The 20945-nt window shown below is 50.6% G+C and carries 19 protein-coding genes; 16 read left to right on the forward strand and 3 right to left on the reverse strand.

The window, feature by feature from the left end; genetic code table 11:
* Positions 1-47 precede the first annotated feature (47 nt).
* From nusA to EPV75_RS06215, 10 genes are all read left to right on the forward strand, one after another.
* On the forward strand, positions 48-1535 hold the full coding sequence (gene nusA / locus EPV75_RS06170; RefSeq protein ID WP_128384811.1) for a transcription termination factor NusA: 1488 nt from the start codon (positions 48-50) through the stop codon (positions 1533-1535).
* Positions 1536-1553: 18 nt separating this feature from the next.
* Entirely contained in the window at positions 1554-4028 is a 2475-nt protein-coding gene (gene infB / locus EPV75_RS06175) for a translation initiation factor IF-2 (protein WP_128384812.1), read from the forward strand.
* 118 nt (positions 4029-4146) lie between these two features.
* The gene (gene rbfA, locus EPV75_RS06180; protein WP_029937968.1) at positions 4147-4515 is read left to right on the forward strand and encodes a 30S ribosome-binding factor RbfA; all 369 of its coding nucleotides are present in this window, start codon (positions 4147-4149) and stop codon (positions 4513-4515) included.
* A gap of 17 nt (positions 4516-4532) precedes the next feature.
* On the forward strand, positions 4533-5426 hold the full coding sequence (gene truB, locus EPV75_RS06185; RefSeq protein WP_128384813.1) for a tRNA pseudouridine(55) synthase TruB: 894 nt from the start codon (positions 4533-4535) through the stop codon (positions 5424-5426).
* A 5-nt stretch (positions 5427-5431) separates the two neighbouring features.
* A complete protein-coding gene (locus EPV75_RS06190) occupies positions 5432-6274 on the forward strand; it encodes a methyltransferase domain-containing protein (RefSeq protein ID WP_128384814.1) in 843 nt (280 codons plus the stop codon).
* A 10-nt stretch (positions 6275-6284) separates the two neighbouring features.
* A complete protein-coding gene (locus EPV75_RS06195) occupies positions 6285-6776 on the forward strand; it encodes a Crp/Fnr family transcriptional regulator (RefSeq protein ID WP_051673347.1) in 492 nt (163 codons plus the stop codon).
* Between the two features lie 127 nt (positions 6777-6903).
* Positions 6904-7170, forward strand: a complete 267-nt coding sequence (gene rpsO / locus EPV75_RS06200) for a 30S ribosomal protein S15 (protein ID WP_029937972.1) — start codon at positions 6904-6906, stop codon at positions 7168-7170.
* A gap of 306 nt (positions 7171-7476) precedes the next feature.
* The gene (gene pnp, locus EPV75_RS06205; protein ID WP_029937973.1) at positions 7477-9561 is read left to right on the forward strand and encodes a polyribonucleotide nucleotidyltransferase; all 2085 of its coding nucleotides are present in this window, start codon (positions 7477-7479) and stop codon (positions 9559-9561) included.
* Positions 9562-9670: 109 nt separating this feature from the next.
* Positions 9671-12583: an insulinase family protein gene (locus EPV75_RS06210; RefSeq protein ID WP_128384815.1), complete on the forward strand. Its 2913-nt coding sequence runs from the start codon at positions 9671-9673 to the stop codon at positions 12581-12583.
* A 51-nt stretch (positions 12584-12634) separates the two neighbouring features.
* Entirely contained in the window at positions 12635-13354 is a 720-nt protein-coding gene (locus tag EPV75_RS06215) for an SIMPL domain-containing protein (protein WP_128384816.1), read from the forward strand.
* A gap of 13 nt (positions 13355-13367) precedes the next feature.
* Here EPV75_RS06215 and EPV75_RS06220 read toward each other — a convergent pair whose 3' ends face one another.
* The 3 genes from EPV75_RS06220 to purB all read right to left on the reverse strand — a co-directional run bounded on the left by EPV75_RS06220 (position 13368) and on the right by purB (position 17220).
* Positions 13368-14300 carry a DMT family transporter gene (locus EPV75_RS06220; RefSeq protein WP_128384817.1) on the reverse strand — a complete coding sequence of 311 codons (933 nt, stop codon included), beginning with the start codon at positions 14298-14300 and terminating at the stop codon, positions 13368-13370.
* 158 nt (positions 14301-14458) lie between these two features.
* On the reverse strand, positions 14459-15622 hold the full coding sequence (locus EPV75_RS06225; RefSeq protein WP_225972265.1) for a cupin domain-containing protein: 1164 nt from the start codon (positions 15620-15622) through the stop codon (positions 14459-14461).
* Positions 15623-15822: 200 nt separating this feature from the next.
* Positions 15823-17220, reverse strand: coding sequence for an adenylosuccinate lyase (gene purB, locus EPV75_RS06230; RefSeq protein ID WP_029937978.1), 1398 nt, complete (start codon positions 17218-17220; stop codon positions 15823-15825).
* Between the two features lie 177 nt (positions 17221-17397).
* Between purB and EPV75_RS06235 the strand changes: the two genes are divergently transcribed.
* The 6 genes from EPV75_RS06235 (at position 17398) to EPV75_RS06255 (ending at position 20925) form a co-directional block, all read left to right on the forward strand.
* Positions 17398-17829 (forward strand): MliC family protein, encoded by a 432-nt coding sequence (locus EPV75_RS06235; protein ID WP_127119767.1) that lies wholly within the window; start codon positions 17398-17400, stop codon positions 17827-17829.
* 3 nt (positions 17830-17832) lie between these two features.
* Positions 17833-18285 carry a hypothetical protein gene (locus EPV75_RS06240; RefSeq protein WP_225972266.1) on the forward strand — a complete coding sequence of 151 codons (453 nt, stop codon included), beginning with the start codon at positions 17833-17835 and terminating at the stop codon, positions 18283-18285.
* Between the two features lie 208 nt (positions 18286-18493).
* The gene (locus EPV75_RS06245) at positions 18494-19267 is read left to right on the forward strand and encodes a DUF4395 domain-containing protein (protein WP_128384818.1); all 774 of its coding nucleotides are present in this window, start codon (positions 18494-18496) and stop codon (positions 19265-19267) included.
* 117 nt (positions 19268-19384) lie between these two features.
* Positions 19385-20092 carry a DUF4336 domain-containing protein gene (locus tag EPV75_RS06250; protein WP_128384819.1) on the forward strand — a complete coding sequence of 236 codons (708 nt, stop codon included), beginning with the start codon at positions 19385-19387 and terminating at the stop codon, positions 20090-20092.
* Positions 20093-20187: 95 nt separating this feature from the next.
* Complete coding sequence (locus EPV75_RS12245; RefSeq protein WP_164730751.1) at positions 20188-20346, forward strand: DUF5993 family protein; 159 nt, start codon at positions 20188-20190, stop codon at positions 20344-20346.
* A 15-nt stretch (positions 20347-20361) separates the two neighbouring features.
* Positions 20362-20925 carry a disulfide bond formation protein B gene (locus EPV75_RS06255; protein ID WP_128384820.1) on the forward strand — a complete coding sequence of 188 codons (564 nt, stop codon included), beginning with the start codon at positions 20362-20364 and terminating at the stop codon, positions 20923-20925.
* The last annotated feature ends 20 nt before the right edge of the window (positions 20926-20945 follow it).

The following is a 20945-nucleotide window of genomic DNA, read 5'->3' on the forward strand; positions in this document are numbered from 1 at the left end:
ACGTTGAATCTTTTAAAAATTTAGCCCCTACTTTTGAGGAAATAGAAATGAGTAAGGAAGTTTTAGCCGTTGTTGAAATCATGTCCAACGAAAAAGGCGTGGATAAGGATATTATTTTCGAAGCCATTGAGGCTGCGCTGGCGACCGCGACTCGCAAAAGCCACAATGACGAAATTGATGCCCGCGTTTCTATTGACCGTCACACAGGGGACTACGAAACGTTCCGTCGCTGGGAAGTGATCGAAGACGATGTCGAAATTGAAGACAATGTCGGTTGGTACATGCGTCACATGGATGCTGTTGAAATCGAACCGCACATTGAACCGGGACAATATATTGAAGAACCGATCGAGTCGATTGAATTCGGCCGTATCGGCGCTCAAACCGCTAAGCAGGTCATTATCCAGAAAGTACGCGAAGCCGAGCGCAAAAAAGTGGTGGAAGAATACGCCAAACGCGTCGGTGAGATTATGACCGGTCAGGTGAAGCGTATCGACCGTGGCGATGTGATTTTGGATTTGGGCGACAATGTCGATGCGGTTATCCCGCGTTCCGAGTTGATTAACCGTGAAGTATTCAAAATGGGTGATCGCGTTCGTGCCTATGTGCAAGACGTTTCGTTCCGTCCTCGCGGGCCGCAAATTTTCATGTCGCGAGCCTGTAAGGAAATGCTGATTGAATTGTTCAAAATCGAAGTGCCGGAAATCGGTGACGATTTGATTGACATCATGAGCGCGGCGCGTGATGTCGGATTACGTGCCAAGGTAGCGGTTCGTGCCAACGACCCTCGATTGGACCCAATCGGTGCTTGTGTCGGTATGCGTGGTGGCCGTGTGCAAGCGGTGACCAATGAATTGAACGGTGAGCGTATCGACATCGTGCTTTGGGATTCCAATGATGCCCAGTACGTGATCAACGCCATGGCGCCGGCCGAAGTCACCTCCATTATGGTCGATGAAGATAAGCACACCATGGACTTGGCGGTGGACGACGAACAACTATCGCAAGCCATCGGTAAAAACGGTCAGAATATCCGCCTGGCGACCGAATTGACCGGTTGGGAATTGAATGTCATGTCCGAAAGCGACATGGCTTCAAAACACGAAACCGAATCGCAAGGCCAGATGGCTTTGTTTGTGAACAGCCTGGACGTGGACGAAGACTTGGCGGAAGTCTTGGTGGCCGAAGGCTTTACGACGCTTGAAGAAGTGGCCTATGTGCCGACTGCGGAAATGCTGGAAATCGACGGCTTTGACGACGATATCGTTTCCGTATTGAAAGAAAGAGCCAAGGATGCGCTTTTGACTCAAGCAATTGCGAATGAAGAAAAGACAGCTATGGCTGAACCTGCACAAGACCTGTTGGATTTGGAAGGAATGACGGAAGAGCTGGCGAAATCGCTTGCCGCTCAAGGTATCGTCACTCAGGAAGATCTGGCGGAACTCGGAACGGACGAGTTGTTGGAAATGGTCGAAATGGACGAGCAGGCCGCGAGTGAGTTGATTATGAAAGCACGCGCACCATGGTTCGAATAATTAGGAGGACACGATTGTATGTCTGAAGTATCCATAAAACAGTTTGCTGAAACACTGAAATTATCAGTCGATAAGCTGATGTCTCAGCTTGAAAACGCTGGGGTGTCCGGTAAAAAAGAAGCGGATTTTCTGTCTGATGACGAAAAAATGACCCTTCTGAATTATTTGAAAGGTCTGCACGGCGAGAAAGTCGACACACCGAAAAAGGTGACTTTGAAGCGTAAACAGGTTCAGAAGCTGAACCTGTCCTCCGGTTCCGGTAAGCGTACCGTGAATGTGGAAGTTCGTAAGAAGCGTACCTATGTGAAGAAGCCGGAAACCGCTGAAGAGCAAGAACCGGAAGTCATCGAGGAAACGGTGGAAACACCGGTACCGGACGAAGTGGTAACGGCCGAAACGCCGGAAACCACTGTGGCTGAGACGACGTCGGAAGAAACCGCTCAACCGGAAGAAGCCTTATCGACGGAAGAAATCATCGAAGCCGTCTCGCCGGAACCGGTTGGGGAGGCCAAAGATAAGAAAGGTAAGCACGACAAAAAAGGTAAGACCACTAAAGCCAAGGTCGACGAAAAAGACGAACCGAAGCACAAAGGTAAACCTAAGCCGAAAGAAAAACTGTCCAAGAAAACCTTGGCGATGTCGGGTGAACAGTCTTTCGGCCGTCGTCGCCATAAAGGCGGACACAAGAAGACCTCGCCGTCCTCGAACGAACACGGTTTCCAAAAGCCGGTTGAAAAACAGGTTCGTGAAGTGCAGTTGGGCGAAACCATTAAGGTAGCCGATTTGGCCGACAAGATGGCGGTCAAAGCCACGGAAGTCATCAAAACCATGATGGGCTTCGGGAGCATGGTCACCATCAACCAAGTGTTGGATCAGGAAACGGCCCAGCTGGTGGTTGAGGAAATGGGGCATAAGCCGGTGTTAGTCAACGAAAACCAAATCGAAGACGATGTGGTGAATCAGGAATACACGGGCGAAACCGTTACGCGCTCGCCAGTGGTCACCATTATGGGCCACGTTGACCATGGTAAGACGTCGTTGCTGGACTACATTCGTAAAGCGAAGGTCGCACATGGCGAATCCGGCGGGATTACCCAGCACATCGGTGCTTATCACGTTGAAACCGGGCACGGTGGCGTCACCTTTATCGATACCCCGGGGCACGAAGCCTTTACGGCGATGCGTGCGCGTGGTGCCAAGGTCACCGACGTGGTGGTCATTGTGGTCGCTGCCGATGACGGTGTGATGCCACAGACTAAAGAAGCCATCCAGCACGCCAAAGCGGCGAATTTGGGCATGGTGGTCGCCATCAACAAGATGGATAAGGAAGGCGCCAACCCGGATCGTGTTATGCAGGAGCTGGTCAATGAAGAGGTCGTCCCGGAAGAATGGGGCGGTGATGTCCAGTTCATCCGTGTCTCCGCGAAAAGCGGAGAAGGCATCGATGACTTGCTGGACGCCATCCTGTTGCAATCGGAAATCCTGGAGCTGGAAGCGCCGTTGGAAGGCCCTGCGAAGGGCGTCGTGGTCGAATCTCGCTTGGATAAAGGGCGTGGGCCGGTAGCGACGGTATTGGTTCAAGCCGGTACCTTGTCAAAAGGCGACATCGCGTTGTGCGGTATGGAATATGGCCGAGTGCGTGCCCTGATGAACGAAAACGGCGAGCAGGTGAAAAGTGCCGGTCCGTCGATTCCGGTCGAAATTCTGGGGCTGTCCGGTGTGCCGGTGGCGGGCGACGATATGATCACGGTCGAAAGTGAACGCAAAGCCCGTGAAGTGGCGATGTTCCGTCAAAGCAAGCACAAGGAAATGAAAATCGCCCGTCAGCAGAAAGCCAAGTTGGACAATATGTTCAATAAGATGGAAGAGGGCGAAGTTCAAAACGTCAACATCATCTTGAAAGCGGATGTGCAAGGTTCCATCGAAGCGATTGTGGACGCATTGGTCAAATTGTCCAACGACGAAGTCAAAGTATCGGTTATCTCCTCCGGTGTGGGCGGGATTACCGAAACCGACGCCAACTTGGCCTTGGCCTCCGATGCGTTGATTTTCGGTTTTAACGTGCGTGCCGATGCGAAAGCCAAGCGTTTGATTGACAACGAAGGTATTTTCCTGAAGTATTACAGTGTCATCTATGAAATCGTCGATGAAGTGAAACGTGCCATCGAAGGGAAGCTGGAGCCGGACTTCAAGGAAGAGATCATTGGTGTGGCCGATGTGCGTGATGTCTTTAAAGCACCGAAAATCGGCTTGATTGCCGGTTGTATGGTCACCGAAGGCATCGTCAAGCGTAACAACCCGATTCGCGTGTTGCGTGATAACGTGGTGATTTACCAAGGCGCTTTGGAATCCCTGCGTCGCTTCAAGGACGATGTTCAGGAAGTCCGTCAAGGCATGGAATGCGGTATCGGTGTGAAAGACTACAATGACGTGAAAGTCGGCGACCAGATCGAGGTCTACGAACGCGTTGCGGTCAAGCGTACCTTAAGTTAATGGTTGCCAGGCCTGGCCGTTTTTGACGGAACAGGCCACGACAATTCGACTATTTTTTCAGTGCCCCGAGAGGGGCATTGTTGTTTGGCGCAATCGCCAATTATGAAGAGAAGATATTATGAACGACGAAGTCAGCAGACCGACCCGGGTGGCGTTGGAAATTCGCAAGACGTTGAGTGAAATTCTGCACCGTGATACCAAAGACCCGCGTTTGGAAAAGGTCAATATCACCGAGTGTAAGATTTCCAAGGATTTAAGCATCGCGACGGTGTACTTTACGATTATCGGAGCCAATGAAGACGATCCGGCAGCTCAGGATGCCATCAAGGCATTGGAAAAAGCCAAAGGATTCTTCCGTTCCGAAATCGGTAAACGCATGAAACTGCGCATTACGCCGGAAATCCGTTTCTTCTATGACACGGTGGCGGAAAACGCCAGTCACATTGAAGAACTGATTTTCAAAGCCTTGCACCAGAACAAAAAGTAAGCGTCGAGCGGGTTCTTATGGCAAAAAAACAATGGCAAGCCGTTGATGGCATCGTCTTGCTCAATAAACCGGAGGGCGTCACCTCCAACGGTATTTTGCAGCAGGTACGACGACTGTACAACGCCAAAAAAGCCGGCCATACCGGCGCTTTGGATCCGTTTGCAACGGGCCTATTGCCGGTGTGTTTTGGTGAGGCGACTAAAATTTCCGGTTTGTTGTTGGATTCCGATAAACGTTACATCGCCACGCTCAGCCTCGGCGTCGAAACTGATTCCGGAGACAAGGACGGTAATCCGTTGCAAACCGTGGACGTACCGCCTCTGTCCGCCGAAAGCATTCAAACCGTTTTAAAAGGGTTTGAAGGCGACATCATGCAGGTGCCGCCGATGTATTCAGCGTTGAAGCATCAAGGCATTCCGCTGTATGAATACGCCCGTAAAGGTGTGGAAGTTGAACGGGTGGCCCGGCCGATCACCATTCACGAATTGACGCTCATTGATTTTCATCCCACCGAAATCACTTTCGAAGTTTTCTGTTCCAAAGGTACTTATGTTCGTACACTGGGCGAAGAAATCGCCAAGGCGCTGGGAACACTCGGGCATTTGACGGCTTTGCATCGCACTCAAACCGGCAGCCTGTGCGGTGACGATATGGCGACACTGGAAACCATCGAACAGGATTTGGCCGCCCATCTGCAACCGTTGGATTTGCCATTACAGCACTTGCAAGCCATGTATTTGAACGAAGCTGATACGCGGACGATTCAGCACGGTGGTAAATTGGCGGTGGCGAAACCGGAGACGGAGTTGGTGCGTTTCTATGATCCGCAGCAGCGTTTCATCGGCGTGGGTGAATGGCAAACGGAAAAAAATCTGCTCAAGCCGAAACGTCTGTTTAATTTGGCGGACTGATTCACATGCCTGCGTCGTTTGACGAAACGCTTCCAATAGTCGATTTGCGGCCGGCCGACAGCTATGCATCCGCTCACTTCCGTGGTGCGACGCATTTACCCTGGCCGGATTTGAAAGAGCGTTTGTCGGAACTGCCACCGCGCCCGGCGGCCTTGCAGTTGATGGGCGAGGCCGCTGACCTGGCGGAAGCCAGCGCTTTTCTGAGCGAAAAAGGTTATGACATTGTCAAAGCCTTGGATGAAACCGCTTGTTTAAGCGAATTGGAAAAATCACCAGGCCTGGCGGTTTCCGGGCTGGCCTCCAAACGGCTGTGGCAGCCGAACCCTTTATTGGTCTGGTTGGTGGAATCGTCAGAATGCTTCGCTTCGACGTCTCATTCAACTTCGACGCAACGCCTTTGGGACATCGGTTGCGGCGGCGGCCGCGATGCGGTTTATATGGGGCAACAGGGGCTTGAGGTGACGGCCATCGACCAACAGGAAGCGGTTTTGTCCCGTGCCCGGCGATTTGCCGAACGGCAGGGCGTGACCGTAGATTGGAAACGCTGTTCGTTGGACGAAACCGGTTGTTTGCCGAATGAACCGGTGGATATGGTGGTGATGATGCGTTACTTGAATCGCGACCTGTTTCCGAGGTTGCGCCAAGCGATTCGTCCCGGTGGCCTGGTGGTGATGCAAACCTTTGTCGAGGGCGTGGAAGCGTTTGGTTCACCGAAAAACCCGAACTTTATTTTAAAACGCGGCGAGTTGGCAAAAACCTTTTCCGACTTCACGATAATTGTTGATAAAATAGACACATTGAAAGACGGGCGTCCGGTTTCGTCTTTTATCGCACAAAAGAAAACTTAAGAGACTCACTATGCAAGAAATGACCCCTTCCGATCTGTTCGATTATTTCCAGAGCAACGCCATTTGCGAATCCTTGACGCGTGCCGATGTCGAGGTGATGTCGCAGTTCTTACAGGAAAAGAACCTGAAAAAAGGCGATGTGATTTTTGATATGGGCGATGTCGGCGATTCGATGTTTTTCATTGTGAAAGGCAAGGTCGGCTTTTCCGTCAACGACGGTCAGGACGAGGCGGAAGTTGGCTATCAGGGGCCGGGCAACTTGATTGGTGAGATGTCGTTTTTCGACCGTAAGCCACGCATGTTGAAAATGTTCGCCATGTCCAAAGAAGTGATTTTGTTGGAAATCAAGCGCCCTATGTATGATCGCTTGAAAGTGGAGCATCCTTACATTGCGGTGAATCTGGTCGAAAATGCCGTGGTGAGTCTGGATCATTTGATTCGTGCCTTGAGTAACGATTTGTCGCATTTCGAACACTATATGGTCGGTTTCGGAAGACACTGATTTTTTAAGCCTTTTCGTGAATATAAGCATGGACAAGCCGATTTGTTTATGTATAATTCACGTTTTCATTCTGCCATCGGTTGCGGAATGGGAATTTTTATAAACCGATTTATCAAAGGATAAAACCATGCTAACAGCTGAAGATAAAGCCAAAATCGTTGCCGAATACGCAACTAAAGAAGGCGATACCGGTTCTCCGGAAGTACAAGTTGCCTTGTTGACACACCGCATCACTTATTTGACGAACCACTTCAAGTCGCACATCCACGACAACCACTCTCGTACCGGTCTATTGCGTTTGGTTAGCCGTCGTCGTAAGTTGCTGGATTACTTGCATAAGAAAAATGCACCGAGATATTTTGATTTGATCAAAAAGCTTGGTCTGCGTAAGTAATCGACTTCGCTGTCAAAAAAAGCCCCGCAGTGCGGGGTTTTTTTTTGCCTGAACACCGTCGAAAGCGCCCCGAAAAAGTTTTGGGATAAATGCGTTCGGTCGGTTGTTTGTCGGGGGATTTATTGTAAAATGTCTCGACTGTTTTAATTTGTAATTGACCTCCGACGACCCCCGATAATCCTAGGGCCGGAAACCGAGACAAGCCTGAATCCTCAGTAGCTTTACGCTTTAAAGTTCCTGGTGATTCAGGTTTCACTGGCTGAATGACAGGATCGATTCGGTCGTCACCTGATAAGGAAAAGATGTATGGCAAAGTACGTTAAGTCTTTCCAGTATGGAAAGCATCAAGTTCGTTTAGAGACCGGTGAAATCGCCCGCCAAGCCGATGGTGCGGTGATGGTCGCAATGGGCGACACCCAAGTATTGGTGACGGCGGTTGGGGCCAAAAGCGCGAAACCGGGGCAGGACTTTTTCCCGTTGACCGTTCAATATCAGGAAAAAACTTATGCTGCCGGTAAAATTCCAGGCGGTTTCCTGAAGCGTGAAGGTCGTCCTTCCGAAAAAGAAACCCTGACTTCACGTTTGATTGACCGTCCGATTCGTCCATTGTTCCCGAAAGGTTTCATGAACGAAGTGCAAATCATTGCCACCGTGGTTTCCTTGGATCCGGAAGTCGGCACCGAAGTCCCGGCCATGCTGGGAACGTCTGCAGCCTTGGCCATTTCCGGCATTCCGTTTGACGGGCCAATTGGTGCGGCGGTTGTCGGTTATAAAGACGGTGACTATTTGTTGAACCCTTCCAGTGAAGAATTGTTGGATTCCGATTTGGAATTGAGCGTCGCCGGGACATCCGAAGCGGTCTTGATGGTGGAATCCGAAGCGGCCGAATTGTCCGAAGAGGTCATGTTGGGTGCGGTGATGTTCGGTCACGATCAAATGCAAGTCGCCATTGACGCCATCAAAGAAATGAAGGCGGAAGTCGGTAAACCTCAATGGGACTGGGAAGCGGCGGCAGAAAACACCGAATTGAAAGACAAAGTCTACGATTTGATTCGCAGCGATATCGAAGCGGCTTATTCGATTGCCGATAAGATGGACCGTTATGCCGCCATCGACGCGGCGAAAGCCAAAGCAATGGATGCGTTGGAAGCAACGGAAGAGAACGCCGACGGTTACGAGGCGGGCGACATTGAAAAAATGGTCGGGAAGTTGCAGAAAGAAATCGTGCGTGGTCGCATTATTGCCGGTGAACCGCGTATCGACGGACGTGATACTCAGACCATTCGTCAAATCGATTGTCAGGTCGGTGTATTGCCGAAAGTGCACGGTTCCGCCTTGTTCACCCGTGGTGAAACTCAGGCATTGGTTGTGACGACATTGGGCACCGAAAAGGACGCTAAGATTGTCGATGAACTGACCGGTTCCTACTCGGACCGTTTCATGCTGCATTACAACTTCCCTCCGTATTCCGTGGGTGAATGTGGTCGTGTCGGTTCGCCGGGACGTCGTGAAATCGGTCACGGCATGTTGGCGCGCCGTGGGGTTTCGGCGTTGTTGCCGACGTCTGAAGAATTCCCATACACCATTCGTGTTGTATCGGAAATCACCGAATCCAACGGTTCCTCTTCCATGGCCACGGTGTGCGGTACCTCCATGTCATTGATGCATGCCGGTGTGCCGATTGCGGCGCCGATTGCGGGTATCGCGATGGGCTTGGTAAAAGAGGAATCCGGTTTTGCCGTCTTGTCCGACATTCTGGGCGATGAAGATCACCTGGGCGACATGGATTTTAAAGTGGCCGGTACTGAGCAGGGTGTAACCGCTTTGCAGATGGACATCAAAATCACAGGTATTACCCGTGAAATCATGGAAATTGCTTTAGGTCAGGCGAAAGACGGGCGTTTGCACATTCTGAAAGAGATGGATAAAGCCATCACCGCCTCGAACGTCAGTGTGGCCAGCACGGCACCACGCTTCTTCAATATCAAAGTCAAGCCGGAAAAAGTGCGTGAAATCATCGGTAAAGGCGGCGCGACCATTCGCTCCATCACTGAAGAAACCGGTGTTACCATCGAAATCGACGACGACGGTAACGTGAAAATCGCCGCCGTTGACGATGCATCTGCGGAAGCCGCGAAGGCACGCATTGCCGAAATCACGGCCGAGCCGGAAATCGGTAAGGTCTACGATGCGAAGGTCGTTAAAATCGTTGATTTCGGCGCGTTTGTGTCTTATATGCCGGGTCGAGAAGGCTTGGTGCATGTGTCGCAAATTGCCGACGAACGTGTTGAAGACGTCAATGAATATCTGAAAGAAGGTCAGGAAATTCAGGTACGTTTGATTGACATCGACAAGCAAGGACGCGTTAAACTGTCCATCAAGGAAGTGTAACCGTCCATAACGGTCATGGCCGTTACGTTGTATTGAAAGAGGCCGCATTTGTCGGCCTTTTTTGTTGAAAGCATTTATGAAAGATCCAGAAGGCGATTAAGAAGGGACTATGTCAAAGAATCATCCTGCATTTGAATTCATCACCGAGCATTTTATCGAATCGTTGAATATTACCGTTCAGCATTTCAAGCACAAGGTTACCGGAGCCGAGCATTACCACCTGGCGGCGGACGATCCGCAAAACGTCTTTATGGTTGCTTTACGGACCGTGCCGATGGATTCCACCGGTGTGGCGCACATTCTGGAGCACACCGTTTTGTGCGGCAGTGAAAAATATCCGGTGCGCGACCCGTTTTTCATGATGATTCGCCGTTCTCTGAACACCTTTATGAACGCCTTTACCTCCAGTGATTGGACCGCTTATCCGTTTGCGACCGAAAACCGTAAGGATTTCCAGAACCTGTTGGAAGTCTATATGGATGCGGTGTTTTTTCCGAACATTGATCCGTTGGATTTCGCTCAGGAAGGGCACCGTTTAGAGTTTTCGGAGATGGACGATCCAACTTCCGATCTGACCTATAAAGGCGTGGTGTTCAACGAAATGAAAGGCGCGATGAGCTCGCCGGTTTCGACGCTTTGGCAAACCTTTTCCGCGGAAATCTATCCGACGTCAACTTATCACTACAATAGTGGTGGCGACCCGAAAGACATTCCGGAATTGACTTATGAGCAATTGGTGGAATTCCATCGTTACCATTATCATCCATCGAATTCGGTGTTCATGACTTATGGCGATATTTCCGCCGCCGAGCATCAAACCCAGTTTGAAAGCCTGGCATTGCATCGCTTTAACGACCAAGTGGAACGCATTATGGTCGGCAAGGAAAAACGCTACAGTCAGCCGATGCAGTTTGAAAACCGTTATGCCTTGAATGAAGACGATTTGTCGAAGAAAACCCACATCGTGCTCGGTTGGCTATTGGGCGAAAACCAGAACCCGATGGACGTTCTGAAGGGACATTTGCTGTCCGCCGTGCTGCTCGACAACAGTGCGTCGCCTTTGCGTCAGGCATTGGAAGCATCGCATTTGGCCACGGCGCCGTCGCCGCTATGCGGTTTGGAAGACTCCAATAAGGAAATGGTTTTTGTGGCCGGGGTACAGGGTTCCGAAGCGGAACATGCCGACGAAATCGAAACCTTGATTCTGGAGACGCTGGAGCGCATCGTACGAGACGGCATTGACACCGATCAAGTCGAGGCGATGTTGCATCAATTGGAGTTGTCGCAGCGTGAAATCGGCGGGGATTCTTATCCATATGGCTTGCAATTGATTCTGCAATCTCTGGCAGGCGCCATGCACGAAGGCGATCCGATTGCGCTATTGGATACGGATGCGGCATTGCAAACTTTACGCGATGAAGTCACCGACCCGAATTTCATTCCGAACTTGATTCAAGAATGGATTCTGGATAACCCTCACCGTGTGCGCCTGACTTTGTCGCCGGACGATAAACTGTCGGCCGAACAGGATGCGGACGAAAAAGCCAAGCTGAAACGCATTCAGGATGATTTGAGTGACGCGGACAAACACGCGATAGTTGAGCGCTCTCTGGCCTTGAAAGCACGTCAGGAACAGTTGGATGATGCGTCGATCCTGCCGGAAGTGACCAAAGAGGACGTTCCATCAGAAATTAAGGATATTCAACCGGTTAAATCCGACACTGAAAGTCATTTAACGGCCTATCAGGCCGGGACTAACGGTTTGAGTTACCTGCAGATGATTTTGGATCTACCCGATTTCACCGAAGACGAACAAGCGGTTTTGCCATTATTCAATGCCTGCATGACGGAGCTGGGTTCCGCCGGACGCGACTATCTGGAAACCCAATCTTTGCAAGCGGCGGTTACCGGTGGCTTGAGTGCCAAATCGGCGGTACGAGCCAACCTGCATGACCGTGATGCGTTTTACAGCCATTTCATTTTGTCCGGCAAGGCTTTGAATAAAAATCAGCCAGGCCTGGCCGATTTGATGTTGGAAACGTTGGAGGAGGTGCGTTTTGACGAATTCGATCGTATTCGTGATTTAATCGGGCAAATCCGTTCGTCGATGGATCATGGCATTACCGGTAACGGGCATGGTTTGGCCATGTCGGCCGCCAACCAAACGGCCTCGCCGGTGGCGAACTGGAACTTTAAGCGTTCCGGCTTCGCCGGCATTCAAACCATCAAGTCGATTTACAAATCGCTGGAGACCGACGGCGAACTGGAACGCATCAGTCAATTGTTCGGGGGGATTCAGCAAAAACTGTTGCAGGCCTCCAAGCAAGCGCTGGTGATTTCGGATGAAACCGGGTTGGATTCCGGCATCGCCAGCATCTCGGAATGGCAAGGCGCTTTATCGACAAACGCAATCGGTAACGGATTGCAGTTGGCGGTGCCGCACACTCCAATTCACCAGGCCTGGGTGACCAGCACGCAGGTGAATTTCTGCGCCAAATCGTATCCGGCGGTGACCGCCGGACATGAAGACGCGCCGAAACTGTCGATTCTCGGTGCCTGTTTGCGCAATGGCTTCCTGCATTCCGAAATCCGCGAGAAAGGCGGGGCTTACGGTGGTGGCGCCAGTTACAATGCGGAAGCCGGCACCTTTGTGTTCTATTCGTATCGTGATCCGCGTTTGATGGAAACTTATGCCGACTTCGATCGTGCGCTGGATTGGGTCTTGAGCGAAGACGCCACCCAGGCGAAAGTGGACGAAGCAATTCTGAACGTCATCAGCGCCATGGACAAACCGGGTTCACCGGCCGGTGAAGCGCGTAAGGCGTTTTATCAACAGTTGTATGGTCGCACACACGCAATGCGCAAACAGTATCGGGAAGGGGTCTTATCGACCACGCTCGACGACATTCGTTCCGTGGCCGAGCGTTATTTGAAATCGGATGTCGCCTCGTCCGCCGTGTTGACGCACAGTGGCATGAGCGATACAGTCAAAGACAACGGGTTTGAAATCATCACGCTTTAGTATCGTTAGGCTTTAACACAACCAGTGAGGCGAATGCCCAAGGGAGTCAATATGCAAGCGAACCAACGCACCGGTGTTTTGGCACTGGGTTTTTTCATCTTTCTCGGGCTGTCCTCTCTCGGGCTGATTCTGGCCAATGCGGCGATCGACGTCAAGCAATATGACCGTGTCGTGACGGTCAAAGGGCTGGCGGAGCGAGAATACAAGGCCGATATTGTGATTTGGCCGATTGCGTTCAGTGTGGCGGAGAATGATGTTCAGGCACTGTACAGTTCTATCGACGATAATTCACAAACCATCAAGCGTTTTCTCATCAAAAATGGCATTCAGGACAGCGAAATCAGTTTTTCGACGCCGAATATTACCGATAAGTCCGCTCAGAGTTACGGCAACGGCCCTAAACCGGAGTTTCGATTCATTGCACGTCAGACGGTGACGGTCTATTCCAAAAATGTCGATGGTGTGCGTCAAGTGATGGGTGAGTTATCGGCGTTAGGGAAAGAGGGCATCGTTTTGACCGGCGGCGGTTATGAAGGCCAGACGGAGTATATTTTCACCCGTTTGAATGACGTGAAGCCGGAAATGATTGAGGAAGCCACCAAAAAGGCCCGTCAGGTGGCAGAGAAGTTCGCCGCCGATTCGGATAGCAAACTGGGCAAAATCAAACGCGCATCCCAAGGGCAATTCAGTATTCGGGCACGTGACCGTAACAACCCGCAAATCAAGAAAGTGCGGGTTGTATCCACGGTGGAATATTATTTGTCGGATTAAGCCTGTTGCCGGGTTAGGCCGCGGTGCTTTTCAGCGCGGTTTTACGGTGTTCGTTCCGACCGTGCAGCACCAGGCCTAAGCCGCCCAGCATTAAGGCCGCGGCAATCATAAACCGCAGCGTAATCGGCTCATCAATCAACCAAGTCGCCCCGAAAGCGGCGATGAGCGGTACCAATAATTGCGTGGCGGATGCCAGACTGGCCGACAATCTCGGCAAGGCCGTGTACCATAAAATATAACCCAATCCCGTGGTGACGCCCCCGGAAATCACCGCCAGCCAAAATCCTTTTGAAGTCATAAATACCTGGTCTCCGATGAACAACAGGCTCAATACACTGGCAACGGCAATCAGCGGCAGGGTGCGATAAAAGTTAAACGCCGTGTCCGACAGGGGTTTCAACGATTTTTGACCATTCAACGTATACAGCGCCCAAGTAAAAGCCGACGCCATCACCATGACCAAGCCCCACCAGGAAGGCGTGGTCAGCTTCGGGTAAACCAAATACAGTAATCCGACCAACGCCACCGCCGCGCCAATCCACTCCGCCAAATGCAGTTTGTCGCCTTTGCGCAAGGCATAACCAATCATGGTGAATTGCACCACCGCGGCCAGCACCAATGCACCGGTCGCGGTGCTGATCGCCACGTAACCGTAAGAAAACGTCAGGGCATATAAGAACAGTACCACGGCCGCGTACCAGGAGCCGTGATTGGTTTTTGACGTCGGCTGGGCGATGGTGGTTTGACGGCGGCGGTTTGACCAATGGATCAATGTCATGACCGCAAACAAAGACAGTGCGGCGGAACCTAAACGTAAACTGGTGAAGCTGACCGGATCAATCAGTTGGTGGTCCAGCGCCCAACGGCAAATGACGGCATTGGCGGCAAACGCGGTGACGGATAAAAAGGTCAAAAGGGCGGTTTGCATCATCAGGCTGCGGGTCATAATCGGGTTCCAAATAAGGGGACAAAAAAAGAAAAAATATTCTACGCGGCGGAGAATAAAAAGAACAGCGCGTTTTCGTAGGGTTTTTACGGTGTTGAATACAAACCGTCGGAATATAAAAAACGACCAGGCCTGGCCGTTTTCAGGTTATTTGGATGTTATTCGATAAACACCAGATACTGCAGCTGCCACAAATCAAATAGCAAGGCTTGATTGGCGGCGGTTTGCAAATCGTTTGGCGTCAGTTCGCTTTGATTGCATAAAGTGGCGATAAAACTGTCTTCGGCACCGTGTTTGTCCCAAATAGCGCCGTTGATGTAAAGCAAGGTCTCGTTGGCCACTTGAGCGTAAGCGAAGCGGCATACCGGGTCTTTTTCCATGCCGTCGCATTCGGTCAGAGCGGTACAGAAATCCTCGAATTCCGGGGTTTCATCTTCGCTCAACGGTTCCGGCAGTTGGCGTGAGGCTTCCTGGTCTAATTGAGTGGCAAAGCGGCCGAACCAGGTTTGCAGTAAGTCTTTATCTTGCAGCGCCGATGTCAGCAGTGCCTGTGCTTGTTCCACCGCATTGTCGGTGACTTCACCGGGATTGAGGTTGTCCGACCAGGTCGGGTCCTGATAGATGGCCTGAAAGGCGGACATTTCCGATAAATGGTCACCAAAGCTGTCCCACAGTTCTTGACCTTGGTAGCTGCGGTAACCGATGGAAAACGTCATGCAATTGTCGGTCAGGCCGACGCCGTGGTGGCCCCATTTCGGAGGGAGATACAAGATGTCACCCGGTTGGCAAACATAATCGTCTTCCACGTCAAATTTTTTCATCAATCGTAAATCCACACCTTCGATGTAATTTTCCGGTGTGCAATGTTGCGACGACAATTGCCAGCGGCGTTCGCCTTGTGCCTGCAACAGGAAAACATCATAGTGGTCGTAGTGGGGGCCGACATTGCCGCCGACGGCGGCATAACTGACCATGATGTCATCGATTCGCCAGCGAGGAATGAAATTAAATTTGTTCAGTAACTGATTGATTTCCGGTATTAAACGATCCATGCCTTGCACCAGTAATGTCCAATTCTCTTCCGGCAGTTCCTGGTAAATGCTTTCCGGAAAAGGGCCTTTCTTGAGTTCGTAATCGGTGTCGCTGTGCTGGATGACAATGCGGCTTTCCACTTCGTCTTCCAGCGACAAACCGGCGAGTTCTTCGGCGGAAATCGGTGGCGTGAACCCCGGCAGGGCATTGCGAATCAGCAAGGGTTTTTTCTGCCAGTAGTGGCTTAGGAAGTCGGTTTTGCTTAGCGCATTGAAATCAATCATTGTCATCGGCTCAGTATTTGGTTGAAAAATTAGGGCAATTATAACGGTTAAAGCTTGAGCTGACGATGATTCTTGGCGGGGACGTCATCTCCAAGGCTTATAACTTTGAATACGGCCAGGCCTGGTCGAAATATTCGAAAAGAACCGGAAGTCGGATATAAAAAAACCGGCCTGAAAGCCGGTTTTTAAATGAAGACGGGCACCGTTTAGCGGCCTTTCAACATGGTCAACGCCAATTCGATGTTTTGCGCCTGCTGTGCGGCATTACCGATGTAAGACGCCGGGGTCATTTCTTTCAGCGTTTGCTTGGCTTCTTCCGGTAATTCCAAGGTATCGACGAAATCCTGCATGATTTCCTTGTTGACGCGACGGCCACGCGTCAGTTCTTTCAATTTTTCATACGGCTTCTCGATGCCGTAACGACGCATGACGGTTTGAATCGCTTCCGCCAGCACTTCCCAGTTATTGTCCAGGTCGTCGGCCATGGCTTGCGCATTGACTTCCAATTTGTTCAAACCTTTCAAGGTGGCTTGCAGGGAAATCATCGTGTGCGCCACGCCCACACCCAGGTTACGCAGAACCGTGGAGTCGGTCAAATCACGCTGCCAGCGCGAAATCGGCAGCTTCTGACCCAGGTGGTCGAAAATGGCATTGGCGATGCCCAGGTTGCCCTCGGAGTTTTCGAAGTCGATTGGGTTGACCTTATGCGGCATGGTCGAAGAACCGATTTCGCCGGCGACGGTTTTTTGTTTGAAGAAGTTGATGGAAATGTAGCTCCAGACGTCGCGGTCGAAATCAATCAAAATCGTATTGAAACGCTGCATGGCGTGGAAGTATTCCGCAATGTAGTCGTGCGGTTCGATTTGAATGGTATAAGGGTTCCACGCCAAGCCCAAGCTTTGTACGAATTGTTCGGTCAGTTCATACCAGTTGATGGATGGGTAGGCCGCCAAGTGGGCGTTGTAGTTGCCGGTGGCGCCGTTGATTTTCCCCATGATCTGAACGTTCATCAATTGCTTGATTTGACGTTGCAAACGGTAAGCGACGTTGGCGAATTCTTTACCGGCGGTGGTGGGGGAAGCCGGTTGGCCGTGGGTGCGGGACATCATCGGAATGTCGGCCATTTCGGTCGCCATTTCAGCGATTTTATCGACCAGCGTTTGCATTTCCGGCACGATGACGCTGGAACGCGCGTCTTTCAACATCAAGGCGTAGGCCAGGTTGTTGATGTCTTCGGACGTACAGGCAAAGTGCACGAACTCGCCGATGGCGTTCAGTTCGGTATTGTCGCCGAAGTGTTCCTTGATCAGGTATTCCACCGCTTTCACGTCGTGGTTGGTGGTTTTTTCGATGTCCTTGACACGTTGTGCCATGTCCAAGGTGAATTCGTCCACCAATTTCATCAAATGGCTTTCCGCTTCCTGGCTCAAAGCCGGAACTTCCGGAATGCCCGGGTGGTTGGCCAACATACGCAACCAGGACACTTCCACTTTCACACGATTTTTGATGAGACCGTACTCGCTGAAAATCTCTTTAAGGTTGGACAAACGCGCACCATAGCGACCATCGACAGGTGAAATAGCGGTAAGTTCTGAAAGTTGCATCCGTTGGCTTCCTTTTTAATTTCATAATGCTTGAAAAATTTGCGCCCATTATAACCGATGTGACACAAAAAATTCTTCCGGATGCGCTTGATGCGGTCGAAAGCCATCGGCCATAATGGTTTGATTCATGCTTGATGCATATTCACGTTGTGCAAGCGCAACACAAGGGAGAAAAGGATGGTGTTCAAACGAGTGAAAAGCTTCTGTCTGGCGGTGCTATTGTTTTCGCCAGGCCTGGCCGTTTTGCCGACGGCGCAGGCGGCCGGGTTCGAGGAAAAAAAAGGGGAAACCCACTTTGAAGGACGCAACCGCGAGTTCCGTTGGGAAAGCGATCGGGTGCATTACAAATGCAGTTCCGGTAAGAAGGTGACGGTGATTTACATGAACATCGAACCGCAAGGCCATTTGGCGGTGATCGATTACGACGGTGTCATGCGGTTGATGAAGCCGTATCGCGCCTCGGGCGACAGTGTGAAGTATCTGGCACTGGACGAGCAAAACAGTCTGCGTTGGCACCGGGTTGGCGACAGAGGCTTTTTAAGTTACTTCCCGCCCGGCCAGCAAGGTGGCGCGAAGGTATTGGAAAAATTGTGTCAGGTGGACGATTAAGTCATGAAACCCAAATCGGACTTGCCGATGAAATGGTCGCCAGTGGTACAGGAGGAGGCCACCGGGTGCGGCATTGCCGCATCGGCGGCCCTGGCGCGCATTTCTTATGCCGAAGCCAAACGCGTGGCCGCACAAATGGGCATTTCCGCTGCGGATAAACGTTTGTGGTCAAGCACCGATTGGGTGGTGGGATTGCTGGGCGAACTTGGCATTGGCGTTCAGCCGGATCCGGTACCGTTCACCGCTTGGCATGATTTGCCGGATTGCGCTTTATTGGCGATTAAATGGCATTTGGAAAACGACCGACCGTTTTGGCACTGGGTGGTGTTTATCCGTCAGGCGGACGGTCAGGCGTATGTCCTGGATTCTAAAGCGACATTGAAACAACACCTGCGAACCGATTTCGGTCGTATGAAACCAAAATGGTTTCTGAACGTCGCTTTGGAAGTGATTTAATGGCAAGAGGCAAACTCACCAGGCCTGGCTGAAAACGGCGATATGTAAGGCCGTATAAGGAATATATAAATGACTATATAAGCATTTGATAATGTTTTGTTATGCGCGAGTAAGAAAATTTAGGGTTTATCCTGATTGATAATTCCGCTCTAGGTTTTTATGCTTACGTTCTTATCTCGAAGAGAGAGATGATTAAAAAGGATAAAAAATGTTGGACTACTTGAGATACCACTTTAAAAACCTGTGGTTCCGAGATAAATCGGAAGAGATTGTTTTCATCAATAAATACGCTGTTCAAATGCGAGCGGGGTTGATGTTGATTCTGCCGATTTACATGGTCATCGTTCTGTTCACCACCGTACTGGCTCCGACCTGGACGGTATTGCCGAACACTATGGTGGAAGAGACCTTTGACGTGACCGACGATTGGCGCACCATCTTCAATGTGCAAGCCTTCCGCACGCCGTTCGACTACACCATTCCCAGTCTGATTCTGCTGTACGGCATGTTCGAAATGATTGTCGGCATGTTCATCCGCACCGCTTATTTGTCGCCGACCATTCACATTGCGACGTTTTTAACTCGGAATATCCGTCCGAAATGGGAACCGCTGAAACCCAAACGTTTCGCCTGGCTGATTGGCGCCACGCTGATTACCTTGTGTTTGTTGTTTTTTAACCCGGATACCGCGGCGCGTTTCGTCAACGACTTGTTCGGTTCGCAGATTCTGCCGACGGACCATAACTGGATGCCGGATTTCATTCCGTTGCTGGTGGGCATCTGTTTCTTACTGATGTGGATGGAAGCGGTGTTTGGGTTCTGTCTGGGCTGTAAAATGCACTGGATATTGGCCAAACTGGGCATCTTCAAAGAACATTGCTACGATTGCATGAACGTCGATTTCGACCAACGCGCCTGGATTGAAGAACGCAAAGCCGCCGAAAAAGCCTTGAAAGACGGCGAGGCCAAAGACAAGGCTTAATCAACCGTTTGCCCTAAACCGCCCAGGCCTGGTTATTTTTGCTTTAAATTCATTCGTCATATTAGAATATACGTATTATGTCTGATTTAATATGAATGGAGAATTTAAAGCGCATCAATGGAAGCCTTAACGGAATATGTAAAAAACCAAGTATGGTTACTTGAATACCCAATTCGGTTTGAGGGTATGGATTTGTTTGGGCGGATGACCATTATCCGTTTGGAAAATGGCGATCTGCTTATTCATGATCCCTGCAAAATAACCGATGCTATCCGGCAGCAGATTGATGACATTGGCCCGGTGAAATACATTGTTGCACCGGGCAGTTATCACCATTTATTCGTAACCGATTTCCAAACGAAGTATCCGCAAGCGGAAACCTTTTTATGCCCGGGCTTGGAAAGAAAACGACCGGATATTCCCTTTGACTGGATACTCGGTAATAAACCGGATCCGAGATGGGCGGATGAAATTGACCAAGTGGTGGTGAGCGGCACCAAATATATGTGGGAAGTCGCTTTTTTCCATAAACCTTCCAAGACTTTGATTCTCGTTGATTTACTGGAAAATATTGGTGACGACTACCGGCATCATGCCAATTGGGTTTTGCGATTCTGGTGGAAGTTTGTTTTCAGAATGTGGAATAAACCTAAGCCTGCACCGGAATATCAAATGGGCTGGGGAAATAAACAAATCGTTCAGACGGCATTGTATAAAATTCTGGGCTGGCAGGCGGAAAGGGCGATTATTGCGCATGGTGAAACCATTGAAGAAGGTGTCAATGAGGTCTTGTCCGAGGCTTGGAAAAAGGTCTTAAAAGCATAATTTGATTCGCATTCAATCCTGAATAAACACCAGGCCTGGGCGATTTAGGGAATTCAGTCTATAATCAACGTTTATCCATTTTACGAGGTGATTCGGTGCCGGGAATTCTAATTGCGTTCAGCCTGTTGTTTATTGCGACGGTCACGGCTTGGTATCACCGCAAAGCGGGCATTGCTTTGTTCATGGTTTTTCTGGTGGTGGCGTTGGCGGTTTTCCTGCAACATGCAACCGATCACCTCGGGTTGCATTTTTAAAGGCCGTTGTCGTTTATGTCATTTTTTACCTTTCCCAACCTGTTCAAGTGGAAAAGTATCGTTGAAATTCTTGGCATTTGCCTGATCATCGCCGCGGCGTTTTATTATCAACTGGTGCTGAACGAACTGCCGTGCCCTTTATGTTTGTTGCAACGCATGGGGCTGTTGGCCATCGCATTCGGTTTTATGCTGAATTTACGATACGGCGCGCATCCCGGCCATTATGGATTGTCATTGCTGGCGGCGGTTTTGACCGGGCTCATTGCGTTGCGCCAAGTCAGTTTGCACATCAATGACCCGGAAGGCTATGGTTCGGCGGTGCTGGGATTGCATATGTACACCTGGGTATTTGTCATCGCCGTGGTGGCGGTGGTTTATATCGCCATCGTGATGAGCTATGCCGGACAGTATGCGCTGAAGCAAAGCGCGGATACCTCTATAGCGTTTCAACGATTCAGTTGGTTGGCCTTTGTGGCATTGAGTGTGATGCTGTTCGCGGATGTGGCGACGGTTTTGTTGGAGTGCGGTTTGCAGGAATGTCCGGATAATCCGACTCAGTATCGCTGGCTTTCGTCATAAATAACGCACTGAGCCGAAAA

Source organism: Hydrogenovibrio thermophilus (assembly GCF_004028275.1).
Taxonomy (GTDB): Bacteria; Pseudomonadota; Gammaproteobacteria; order Thiomicrospirales; family Thiomicrospiraceae; genus Hydrogenovibrio; species Hydrogenovibrio thermophilus.